Here is an 11986-nt window from a genome sequence, read left to right on the forward strand (position 1 = left end):
ATATTTAGAAAATATTAATCTACTATTAATAACTCGTTAAAAAAAATCTAATAAACTAAAGCAAATACAAGATTTTTTCTAATTTACTTTAGGGGGATAAAATGAATAATGTGAAGTTACAGGCATTTTGCCTACTTGTGGAATTTAAGAAATTAGCTCCTGTTGCTAAAGAGCTTGGTCTTACAGCACCGACAGTATCCTTTCATATTCGCTCAATTGAAGAGGAGTATAGCATCCGTTTATTTCGGACAAATGCAGGTGGATACCGTTTAACAGAAGCTGGAGAAGGACTCTATCATTACGCTCGCCAAATTGTACAACTTCAAAAAGACATGAACCGTTTTGTCGAAAATCTTTTGGCGGGTAATATCGGTTCCATTCGTCTTGGAGCAAGTGGACTACCTGCACATATTTTTATGCCAGATATTATTCATCTCGTTTCAACAGCTTACCCAGACGTTCGAATATCGCTAGAAGTAAAAACAGCACCCGAAATTGAAGAAAAGGTAGCTCTTCAAGAATTAGATTTCGGGCTAATTATGGAAACAAAACAAGAAAATTCGTCTCTTATTTATGAAACAATTGGTGAAGATTCCCTTGTTTTGGCATTAAGTCCTACCCATGAGCTTGCATCAAAAAAGGACATCTCAAAAGCAGATGTCCTAAAAAACAAAGTATTATTGCACACTTCCTCTAGTTCAACGAATCATTTTATAGAAAAATGGATGGACCCATTTCACCCATCCATTTATACGATCGAGCTAGATTCTGTCAGCACTATTAAGAAAATGCTTACTTTCGGAAAAACAATTGCGTTTTTGTCGGTTGCCCTAATCGAAGACGAGTTAAAATCAGGACTTTTGATCAAAAAGGACTTACACGATGTGACACTTAATAGAAAGATTCAACTTATTTATCCTAAATCTCGTCTAGATAGCAAAATGGATACATTTGTGAAAACTTCAATTTACGATTTAGCAAAACAATTAAAAATGTATCCTCATATGACATAATTCCATAGTCAGCAATAATAACATGGAATGGGGATTGTTTATCCCTACGAAGGGAGGGTTGTACTTGCTAACTGAGTTACTGACAAAAGATACTATACAACTCGCAGATTTTGTAAATACTTGGCAAGAGGCTATTCATTTAGCTGCTAGTCCACTATTAAAGCACAATAAAATCGAAGAACGCTATATTGAGGAAATGATTCATTCCATTGAAAAACACGGACCTTATGTAGTCATTACACCAAAAGTAGCGATTCCACATGCACGGCACACAGAAGGAGTTAACGCGCTAGCCATGAGCCTATTAACCTTACAAAAACCTGTTTTGTTTGGACCAAAAAAACCTGTTTTCTTAATTATTGTCTTAGCGGCGACCGATAATGCGTCACATCTGCAGGCATTAGTTGACTTAACAAAGATTTTGCAAGAACCAAATCAAATCGATAGCATCATTGCCTGCCAGCATAAAGACGATATTATCAAGGAAATTCAACAAATTGTGGCAAAGGAGTAATCTTCATGAAAATTTTAGTAGTGTGCGGGAATGGCTTAGGCAGTAGCTTTATCATGGAGCTGAATGTAAAAAAAGCATTAACCGAACTTGGAAAAGTTGCAGAAGTAACTCATACAGATTTAGCATCTGCCAAGGCAGAGAAAGCGGATATTTATATTGGTGCAGAAGATATTGTAAATCAATTACCAGAAGAGAGAGGTCACATAGTTAGTATTGTTAATATGATGAGTATTTCTGAAATAAAATTAAAGCTGAAACCGCTATTATGAGGGATTGAATTTTTTTAAAAAGACGAGTTAAAAATTGGATAGGATGAGGTGTTAATATGTTAGATGTTATTATGAATGACATTTTAGGAACACCAGCTATATTAGTCGGCCTATTCGCTTTTGTCGGTTTAATAATCCAAAAAAAGTCAGCTTCAACCGTTCTTTCTGGTACGTTAAAAACAATTATGGGCTTTGTTATACTTGGCGCAGGGGCAACCGTTTTAATTGGTTCTTTAAATCACTTTAGTAATATGTTTGACCATGCATTTAATGTCCAAGGAGTTATCCCGAACAATGAAGCGATTGTAGCAGCCGCTCAAACTAGTTTCGGAACAGCTACTGCCATGATCATGGTTTTCGGTATGATTATGAACATTTTATTTGCGCGATTTACGCCTTTAAAATATATATTTTTAACAGGTCATCATACATTATTTATGGCGTGTTTAATCGCAGCATCACTTTCAGTCGGCGGCATGAGTGGCACACCTCTTATCATCGTTGGCTCTATTCTACTTGGTATTTGTATGGTCGTATTCCCTGCCATTTTACAACCAACTGTTCGCCAAATAACAGGTAGCGATGATTTTGCTGTCGGTCATTTTGGAAGTGTTGGCTATTATGTATCTGCTAAAATTGGAAAGCTCTTTGGAAACAAAGCCAAATCAACGGAAGATATAAAAGTCCCAAAATCTCTAGGTTTTTTACGAGATACATCTGTAGCTATTTCCTTAACTATGAGTCTATTTTTTATTATCGTTGCCCTATTCGCAGGTAAATCCTATATTGAGGCACAATTATCTGGCGGTTCAAACTTTATCGTCTTTGCCATTATTCAAGCTATTACCTTTGCCGCTGGTGTCTATATCATTTTAGCTGGTGTACGGATGCTGATCGCCGAAATAATTCCTGCCTTTAAAGGGATTGCAGATAAACTTGTGCCAAACACAAAGCCTGCATTAGACTGTCCTACAATTTTCCCGTTCGCACCAAATGCTGTTATTATTGGCTTCCTGTTTAGCTTTGTAGCAGGTCTAGTGTCTATGTTTATTCTTCCCCTCATAGGGCTAAAAGTGATTGTACCTGGTCTTGTTCCACATTTCTTCACAGGTGCGGCTGCAGGAGTATTCGGTAATGCAACTGGCGGTAGAGTCGGTTCTATGGTAGGGTCATTTGCCAACGGTCTAATTATTAGCTTTATCCCCGCGATTCTACTGATTTTTATGGGAGATATCGGCTACGAAGGAACTACATTTGGTGATTCAGACTTCGGCATTGTAGGGATCATTGTTATAAATGTATTAAAATTATTTGGTGCAGTTTAAAATAAACAAATAGCCTCGCAAACACTTTAAATGTTTGCGAGGCTATTTCAATCGACAAAAAAGGGTTAATTTTGCAAAATATATAAACATTTCACAATATCCCCCTACCTTTTTCACTATTCAAATAGAGAAAATTCAATAAAAAGCGAACTAAATACTCAGTGCTTAGAAAATTTCGAGAATGATTTAAACCCATTTCCCTCTAGTAAATAGTAAAAAATCTGATAGTATTTAATGGTAAAATAAAAAAACCCTCGTCTGACATCTGACTTAGAACGACTTTTTGCAGAAATAAATCATACATACAATGGGAGGTACTCATATTGAAAAAATTAATGATTGGCTTTTGTTTAATAGTTTTGTTAATAGTAGCAGGCTGTTCAACAACTCCGTCAGAAAAAGCGCAAGATGACTATAAAATTGGGATCTTACTCTCAGATGCAGGTCTTGGTGATGAATCGTTTAATGACTCAGCTTTTAAAGGGCTTGAGAAAGCACGAGATGAGCTAGGTGTTTTGTTTGATTATAAAGAAGCGCCTGATGGCAATTACGAACAGAAGCTAGAGGAACTTGTTGCAGAAAAGTATAACGTCATTATCGGTCTTGGCTTCTCTGTACAGGAAGCTTTGGAAAAGACTGCGAAGAAATATCCTGATCAGCAATTTATCCTTATTGATGGTCAATCAGATGTTGCAAATATTACTTCAATAACCTTTAAAGAGCAGGAAGGTAGCTTTTTACTTGGAATGGTTGCAGCAATGACGAGTAAAACTGGAAAAATAGGATTTATTGGTGGTGTAGATATTCCAGTTATTCATCATTTCGAAAATGGTTTTATCGAAGGAGCACAATATTTTAATCCTAAAATCGAAATTGTCAGTGAGTACTCTGGAAACTTTGATGATACCGAGGCAGGTGCCGCAATCGCAGAACGTTACATAAAGAACGGTGTAGATTTTATTTATCATGCAGCGGGATTCACAGGCTTTGGCTCTATAAAAAAAGCTGAAGAAATGGGCATATATGCGGCGGGAGTGGATACTGATCAATTTTACATAGCCGAAAAAACTGTCGTAACATCCATGTTAAAAAATGTCGACCAAGCTGTTTTTAAAATGGCTAAAACATTAGTTGAGGACGGTACAATTTCCGAAAAATCGTTTTCATTCGGTTTAGCTGATAACGGAGTCGGACTTGCGGATATACGTATTATTAAACTTACACCTGAACAACAGACTGCTATTGAAAAAGCGAAAGAAGATATTGTCTCGGGTAAAATAAAAGTTACTGCAGAAAAGGGGAACAGTCAGTGACACTTCGAAAAAAATTATTTATGAACATACTTATACCCATTGTCCTCGCAATGGCTATGATTGGCTTTATTATCGTTCAAACATTTGATATACAAACAACTGCAGAAGATGATACAGAGCTATTACTGGCAGTGAAAGAACTTGAGCAAAGTTTAGTTGTAGCGAGCCAATCACTAAATAATTACACATATTTAGCTAGTGAGGCCAATGAAAATGAAGCCCTTTCCATTTTAAAAGAAACGAAAGTAAATTTAGAAAAACTCTCAACGATTGCAAAAGTACCTGATCATAAGGCTATCATCAAAAAAATCGAGGGTAAATACGACGAGTTAGCAAAAGCTTCAGAAACAGGGTTTCTTGCTCACAATCGTCCTGAGATAAAAAAACAAGCAATAAGAATAGCCGGTATTTTGAACGATATGTATCTACTGAAAAAAGAAACAAATGAATGGTATAAAGAAACGAATGATTTGGCAAAGCAAAAAATTTCTTTCATTACTACAACAACAATAATTGGAAGTATCCTTTTAATTATTGCTACTATCATTTTTTCGTACGTCGCAACGAAAAGAATTACAAATCCAATTAACCGAATTGTAGATTATGCACAAGCGGTGGCTGCAGGGAATTTGACAATTGACACCTCTTCCCTATCCTATAAGAAAAGCAGTCGAAATGAAATTGATCAACTGACTGAGAACTTTTCCAAAATGATTGTTAACTTAAAAAGCACCGTACAATCCATTGATAATGTAGGAAAAAATGTTGGTCTCTTTACAAAGGATGTCACAAGCTATATTGAAACCGTTAACGAGGGCAATAAACAAATTGCTACATCAACGGACGAATTGGCGAAGGGCAGCCTCACTATTTCAGAAGATATCCAATCAACTGCTATCCTTATGAATACGATGGCTGATCAATTTACTACTGTTCAGCAGACAAGTGAACAATCAGCAATAAACGGCAACCAGGCACTTACAGCCGTTCAAAATGGTCGTAGTTCACTAGAAAAGCAATCCTCTATTGCGAAGGATATATCATCCACTTCGATTAACATTAAAGAGGCTGTTACTCAATTCTCTCAATTTACAACAGAAATTGAAGGTGCTGCTAATGCAGTCCATGCTATTGCAGATCAAACAAATCTCTTAGCATTAAATGCTGCCATCGAAGCGGCACGTGCAGGGGAAGCTGGAAAAGGATTCGCAATTGTGGCGAAGGAAGTCAAAAAACTATCTCATGAAACCGAAAAAGCCACGGCTTTCATCTCTTCTATGGTTACACATATACAAGATGGCATTACGCTCATTCTTTCTACGGCAGAGCAGGGACATCAGCTGTCAAAAGAACAATTACAATCGATGACCGATACAGAAAAGTCATTTGAAGCGATCGCAACTCATGTGTTAGACATAAATGATCAGTTACAGCATCTTACCGAAGACATGGAGCAAACAAGCGAAATGAGCCAGCAAATGAACAGCGCCATTGAAAACATTTCAGCTATTACGGAAGAAACCGCAGCGGGAACAGAAGAAATATCTGCTTCTTCCCAAGAGCAACTACAATCCTTCCAGAAAATTAGTGAAAAGGTATCAGAACTTCAAGACTTGACAAATACATTGTCTGTAGAGCTAAAAAAATTCACGTTATAATGATTAATGTAGCTTTAGGAAAAATGAAGGACACATGATAAGAAAAGCAAAATCCCGAATAACGTTCAATATTCGGGATTTTGCTATTTTAAATATTATAAAATTAAACCATCGTTAACTAGAATTATTGACCCTGTCCACTGCTGGCTCTGCCAATACCGCTTCCAGCTCCAGAGTGGTAACTGGCCCCCCGGATAGAATCGCAGCGACGAATATATAAATGAATGAAGATATACTAGAATGATGACTTATTTCAAGATAAATATTTCATTGTTAAATGGAGAACTGCAACTTCATCTCCTGTGTTTTCATAGCTATGATTTCTATTTGCTTCAAATTGAATAGAATCAAATTCGTTTAATTCATATATTTCTTGTCCAACTTGAATCGAAATTTTCCCTTTCATTACTGTTACAAATTCGATAGCTCCTTCATGATGAGGTTCTGCCTCATATATGCTATTCGGTTGCAAACAAGCACGATGCATTTCCAATCCTGTTTCTTTTTTGTAACGAAAGATAGTTTCTAATCGCCACATTTGATTTTCTTCTATAGTAAATCCTTCTCCGCAGCGTGCAACATTTACTATATCTTCTATAACCATAAGCCGTGACAACGGAATAGATAATCCTTTTGTAATCTTCCAAATGACACCTAATGTAGGATTCGTTTCTCCTCTCTCAATTTTTCCTAACGTTAATTTACTAACACCCGTTTTTTTCGCTAACTCTTCTAAACTTAATTTCTGTTCATTTCGTATTTGTCGTAACAGTTGACCGACTTGCATAATTACTTCTTTTGTTTGCATATCCTCTTGTTCTTTCATATGAAACCCCACTTTCGGTATATCATAGTTTACTTTTTATATAAATAATTATATTATAATATATATATATATATATTCAGAAAGGAGCGAACGAAATGCGTGCTATTCTACTAGGTATTTTATCATCTGCGTTTTTTTCAGCTACATTTATTATAAATCGAGTTATGAACGTATCAGGAACAAGCTGGGCTTGGACTGCTTCCTTCCGATTTTTATTCGCTTTACCCATTTTATTCTTTATCGTCCTATTTCGCAAAAACCTTCGTCCACTATGGGTAGAAATGCGTAAACATCCTTTGGCATGGTTTGGTTACGGTACAATAGCCGGGGTTGGATTTTATTCCTTATTAAGCTATGCTGCTGTATTTAGTCCTGCATGGCTCGTAGCAGGTACATGGCAAATAACCATTTTAGCTGGTTTGTTATTATCTCCGTTATTTTTTATTACATTGGAGACGAAGTCAGAAGTTAAACGAGTGCGCGGTAAAATTCCCATGCGAAGCTTACTCGTTTCCTTATTTATTTTAACAGGTGTCATTTGTATGCAATTAACAGAAGCTGGGGATATTACTGTTTCTCAATTTTTATCTGGCTTCCTCCCTGTAGTCATCGCTGCATTCTTATATCCATTCGGTAATAGAAAAATGATGGAAGTCGTTGCTGGGCGCTTAGATACATTTCAACGTGTGTTAGGTATGGCAATTGGCAGCCTTCCTATCAGTATTATATTAGCGATTTATGGTTGGACTACAACTGGCATACCAACATCTGAGCAATTCATACAAGGTTTCTTATTAGCATTATGTTCTGGTGTTATCGCTACAATGACATTTTTCTTCGCTACTGACTTAGCGAAAAATAACCTTTCTTTATTAGGGGCAGTGGAAGCAACACAAGCAGGAACAATGATATTTACTGTTCTTGGTGAAATCCTTTTATTAAACGGTTCCTGGCCTGTTGGATTATCTTTAATCGGTATGATTATTATCATGATTGGAATGATAGCCAATAGTATTATCAATTATGCCTCGGCATAATTGCGTCCGGAATCGGCTTTGTGCTTAGGCCTGCACGAGGGCCGACACGATGTTGGTCATTTCGGTAATGCCACAGGACGTGGCGTTTTTACCGATGCAGGTCAGTTAGCCGTTATCGCATGGATGCGATGATTTTAGGCTAACATCCTCTAAGAATTCCGTTTCGATTCCGTGACATCCGCCGGAGGCTTTAGGCCAACACGATGTTGGTCACTCAGTCGTTGCCACAGGACGTGGCGTTCTTAGACTGAGTTCATCTATTTCAGCGGGTGTTTAGACACCTGGTGAAAGAAGTTAAATCGCTCTGTTCCTGTATCTAAACAAAAGAAAACAGCATAGTGGCGATGTGCCTCAGATATGAACATTCAAATAAAAAGAGAGCATGTCTTTTCATTAATAAAAAACATACTCTCTTTATTGTATTATTATAGTTTTATCAAATATATTTTTTTAATATGACAAACTTCCTGCTATAATTAACCCTACCGTAATGCCCACTGCAAATAAGCTGAAGCCTACTGCAGTATTTCCTTCTTCAACTTTTTTCGCCAAGCTTGTTTTTGGTGTTAACACGTATTCAATAATCAAATACACAACTATTTGTGTGGCAATTCCGATTAACCCCCAAATAAATGCATCCAGTATATGAACACTTGAAGACCATACTGAATATAATGTGATGCCTAATCCAATCACTTTTCCCCATAGCTTTAATGCAACCGCCATATTGCCTTCTTTAATTAATTTCCACTCTGAAAATTTTGTTGTAAAAGCAAATGCAACAATACCAATCAAAATGAGAATAAATCCGGTTCCTATATATAATAAAAAATTTAAAAAACTATCTAATGAGAAAAATTCCATTCCTTTACACACTCCTTTTATGATAACTTTAGTTTGATTCAATCTCTTAAATTCTTACAATTTCCTAATAACCTATTGGTAAAAAATAAGATCCGTTATCTGTAATTTGTCCCCCAGCGCGAATGCCAATTGCACTTGCCTTACCATTAATATAAAAGCAACCATACATATAATGCGCTCGTTTGGAGCCTCGTTCTGTTTGAATACTAGTTTGTGGTAGCTCTATAAACTGTTGATAAACAGGAAGTTCATCTTTATATGTTTTATGAATATCTTCCGCAATTTTTTTACCTGTATTTGAAAAAATCTCGACAGTATCTCCTTCGCGGCCAAATGCAGGCTTTTTTACAAAACTTTGTCCTTGTTGTAAAAACATATCTGGATCTAGATAAGTTGGTAAAAAATATTTATGTATCGCGTTATGTTCTTCACGTGTATAAAAAGAATGCTGTTCCTCATGTAGCCCCCAAATAAGCGCCATTATTGCCTTAGATTGTAGTAAAAAAGCAGAAGGAGGATTCACAATGGCTAAATCTTGTTGTTCCACTAGCTTCATTAACGATTGACCTACTTTTTCTTTCGTCAAGGGATCTTCATCATCTATTAAATGTTCAATTGGATACGTTTGTCTATATAAAACATCGATTTTTTCTCCGTCTATATCATAAAGACCTTGTGGTAGGACAACTTCTTCATTTTCTAAAATCGGCTCATCTACAAGTTGTAATTGCTTAAAGTCCATATACTGACTTTTTAATCCAGTGAGTTCCTTTAAATACATCGTTGTCAGTTTATCTTCTTCATGCTCCGAGTGTGCAGCGAAAACAATATTGTTAGCTCCATATCTTCCCCTCGAACGAAGCGACGACGTTACAGCTTTCAAAATTGCTTGTTTTAATTGTTCTTCGCATCCGTCGTTTGGATTTTCCATCTCAAACTGTTCACACACTTTCCCATTCACAAAAAAAGTTTCTTTTATAAACGTAGGTGTATCTGCGTTTATTTCAAGCAATTTTACTTGTTCCTCTGTGACTACTAAATCTAAACGAGCGATGACACTTTCTATTGGAAGTGTTTGCAAACGGATGAAAGAGTGAGTTTCAGTGGGAAATCCAAGTCGCAAAAGTGTCTCATCATCTACCATACGCAACAAAGCAGCCAACTTATAAAAAATATGGCCAATCTGGTCGGTTGCTTGACGAATCTTATTGATCGTTTCAGCACTTTCTCTCTTAATATCAAATAGAGCATATTCCATACCATATATGTCATGCCAAAAATCCTTTATCTGGCTAAAAAACTGTTGCCGATTCTCACGAAATTGATTCATCTTTATCCTCCAAAACCGCCTTTTGAACCACTACCTATACCTGATTTGTAATTCGATACATAACTTTTGTAATCAGCACTTTTTAGTAACGAATTTTTTGAGTTATAATATTTCCCTCCATGATAGTAACCCCCGGCATGTGTTGAATTACTATCATCGCAATAATACGTACCCGTCTCACTATCCCAATCCCAATCATCACAATCCGTTCCAGTTGGCTCTGCATATCCCCTTTCGTCCCCACAAGCAGATAGCGTTACTAAAGCCGCAGCTGCTAATGCCCCTGTCATCATTTTCTTTGTCTTCTTCATTCTAAAAATCCCCTCCCTATGCCCTCCCTATGTTACACGCGTATATCCTGTTGGCTTCACATATAAAACATATACGCCTCGGTCTTCATCAATTTCAGCTGAGTCCCGCTCCCATTCCTTGTCCTCGATATATGTGTATATACTGCCGATAATACTTAAAATATCTAAATGATTCGTCATATATTCAAATGTTATAAGCGGATAATTTTTATAGGCATTTAATTCACGAAATTCAAGTTTTATACCTTCATATAAGGGTTCATTAATTTCAATCGGAGTTTCTTCATATAATTTTACATAAATTACAAATAACTCATCCTCAATAGCAGAAGACAGTTGTTGATAAGTCTTACCTTCTTTAATAAAAAATTCACATTCTCTTCTAGTTAAAATTTGTGGTAAATCAATATTAGTATAATAATAGATTGGTTCAAATTTGTCTTTATCTTTTTGCAAACGATATTCTAACATCGCACCTTCAAATTGCATAATACACTTCCCTTAATAAATATTGTTTTTATATTCATCGTAGATTTTTCTATCCATAAGCTCCTTATTTTTTTATACGCCTGAGAATTAGAAATAGTTTCATATTATTCTACTATACTGCACCTTATGTATCATTAGGGTTAGTACCTATCTGCATTACTAATTCACATAAGGTTATGTATTTTTTAGTAGAGAGTTATTTTTATACATTCAAGTACTGCACCACAGTTCTTACATATCTAATTTCTTTTGTAATATCTTTAATATCCATATGACCTGTATTTATTTTTGAATATAAAAAGCTCACTTATATTAGAAGGATTTATCCTTGCTAGTATCAGTGAGCTTAAGTTTGTTATAGTAGAAAAACCATTTTTACTACTTGCTTTACTTTAGATTTTCATTAAAAACCACCTGAATTTCCCACGATATTTTTCGAATATTTATATGAAACCAAGCATTCATTACCATTACTGCCGTTCCCAAAATCCTCTCCCATACACTTGAAATCCTTGATGTAGCAAGCTTTTATTTTTGAGTAACGGAAACGCCTACTACTCAGTTAGATGATTACTTTCCTTCAAGTTGCCCTTTTGTTCGTACAATCATCTTTCGCTTTTGAATATGTTCTTGGGTGAGTTGTAACGATTGTTTTAGCGTCTGTGTCCTCTTAGCTTGTTGAAGTGCAATCACCATTGCTGGAATTAAGCTACCTTCAGAAACGGGTTTAACAAGATATCCCATAATATTATCTTGCCTAGAATTCTCTATAAATTCTTTTTGACTGTATGCAGTAATTAACAACACTGGTATATCTAACTGACGTCCTATAACCTCGCTTGCTTTTAACCCATTTAGTTTTGGCATTTCTATATCCATTAACACAAGATCCGGTTTCAACTTAAAAGCGAGTTCAATCGCTCGATCCCCATTTCCTGCTTCCCCGACTATCTCATAGCCGTTCTTCCGAAGCATCATTTTTAGATCCAGTCTAATAATTGGTTCGTCCTCAGCAATCAGAATCCGTTTTTTCATAA

At 36.1% G+C, this 11986-nt stretch carries 13 protein-coding genes; 7 read left to right on the plus strand and 6 right to left on the minus strand.

Going from position 1 to position 11986, the window contains the following annotated elements; translation table 11 throughout:
• Nucleotides 1–101: 101 nt before the first annotated feature.
• The 6 genes from ACQKN2_RS18170 (at nucleotide 102) to ACQKN2_RS18195 (ending at nucleotide 6092) form a co-directional block, all read left to right on the plus strand.
• Complete coding sequence (locus ACQKN2_RS18170; RefSeq protein ID WP_427416181.1) at nucleotides 102–1013, plus strand: LysR family transcriptional regulator; 912 nt, start codon at nucleotides 102–104, stop codon at nucleotides 1011–1013.
• A 64-nt stretch (nucleotides 1014–1077) separates the two neighbouring features.
• A complete protein-coding gene (locus ACQKN2_RS18175; RefSeq protein WP_427416182.1) occupies nucleotides 1078–1527 on the plus strand; it encodes a PTS sugar transporter subunit IIA in 450 nt (149 codons plus the stop codon).
• A gap of 5 nt (nucleotides 1528–1532) precedes the next feature.
• On the plus strand, nucleotides 1533–1796 hold the full coding sequence (locus tag ACQKN2_RS18180; RefSeq protein ID WP_427416183.1) for a PTS sugar transporter subunit IIB: 264 nt from the start codon (nucleotides 1533–1535) through the stop codon (nucleotides 1794–1796).
• A 56-nt stretch (nucleotides 1797–1852) separates the two neighbouring features.
• On the plus strand, nucleotides 1853–3121 hold the full coding sequence (locus ACQKN2_RS18185) for a PTS ascorbate transporter subunit IIC (protein WP_427416184.1): 1269 nt from the start codon (nucleotides 1853–1855) through the stop codon (nucleotides 3119–3121).
• Nucleotides 3122–3444: 323 nt separating this feature from the next.
• Nucleotides 3445–4434, plus strand: coding sequence for a BMP family lipoprotein (locus ACQKN2_RS18190; protein ID WP_427416185.1), 990 nt, complete (start codon nucleotides 3445–3447; stop codon nucleotides 4432–4434).
• Nucleotides 4431–6092 (plus strand): methyl-accepting chemotaxis protein, encoded by a 1662-nt coding sequence (locus tag ACQKN2_RS18195; protein WP_427416186.1) that lies wholly within the window; start codon nucleotides 4431–4433, stop codon nucleotides 6090–6092. Before ACQKN2_RS18190 ends, ACQKN2_RS18195 begins: the two co-directional genes overlap by 4 nt.
• A gap of 253 nt (nucleotides 6093–6345) precedes the next feature.
• On the opposite strand, the gene ACQKN2_RS18200 is transcribed toward ACQKN2_RS18195, so the two are convergent.
• Nucleotides 6346–6918, minus strand: a complete 573-nt coding sequence (locus ACQKN2_RS18200; RefSeq protein ID WP_427416187.1) for a helix-turn-helix domain-containing protein — start codon at nucleotides 6916–6918, stop codon at nucleotides 6346–6348.
• Nucleotides 6919–7013: 95 nt separating this feature from the next.
• Between ACQKN2_RS18200 and ACQKN2_RS18205 the strand changes: the two genes are divergently transcribed.
• Nucleotides 7014–7955, plus strand: a complete 942-nt coding sequence (locus ACQKN2_RS18205; RefSeq protein WP_427416188.1) for a DMT family transporter — start codon at nucleotides 7014–7016, stop codon at nucleotides 7953–7955.
• Between the two features lie 450 nt (nucleotides 7956–8405).
• On the opposite strand, the gene ACQKN2_RS18210 is transcribed toward ACQKN2_RS18205, so the two are convergent.
• The 5 genes from ACQKN2_RS18210 to ACQKN2_RS18230 form a co-directional block, all read right to left on the minus strand.
• Nucleotides 8406–8819 (minus strand): DUF350 domain-containing protein, encoded by a 414-nt coding sequence (locus tag ACQKN2_RS18210; RefSeq protein WP_427416189.1) that lies wholly within the window; start codon nucleotides 8817–8819, stop codon nucleotides 8406–8408.
• A gap of 64 nt (nucleotides 8820–8883) precedes the next feature.
• Nucleotides 8884–10149 (minus strand): glutathionylspermidine synthase family protein, encoded by a 1266-nt coding sequence (locus tag ACQKN2_RS18215; protein WP_427416190.1) that lies wholly within the window; start codon nucleotides 10147–10149, stop codon nucleotides 8884–8886.
• 2 nt (nucleotides 10150–10151) lie between these two features.
• Nucleotides 10152–10460 (minus strand): hypothetical protein, encoded by a 309-nt coding sequence (locus ACQKN2_RS18220; protein WP_427416191.1) that lies wholly within the window; start codon nucleotides 10458–10460, stop codon nucleotides 10152–10154.
• A 27-nt stretch (nucleotides 10461–10487) separates the two neighbouring features.
• The gene (locus ACQKN2_RS18225; RefSeq protein ID WP_427416192.1) at nucleotides 10488–10949 is read right to left on the minus strand and encodes a hypothetical protein; all 462 of its coding nucleotides are present in this window, start codon (nucleotides 10947–10949) and stop codon (nucleotides 10488–10490) included.
• Nucleotides 10950–11519: 570 nt separating this feature from the next.
• Nucleotides 11520–11984: an ANTAR domain-containing response regulator gene (locus ACQKN2_RS18230; protein ID WP_427416193.1), complete on the minus strand. Its 465-nt coding sequence runs from the start codon at nucleotides 11982–11984 to the stop codon at nucleotides 11520–11522.
• Nucleotides 11985–11986: the final 2 nt, after the last annotated feature.

This window comes from Lysinibacillus sp. NPDC093688 (genome assembly GCF_050280145.1).
Lineage (GTDB): Bacteria > Bacillota > Bacilli > Bacillales_A > Planococcaceae > Lysinibacillus > Lysinibacillus xylanilyticus_B.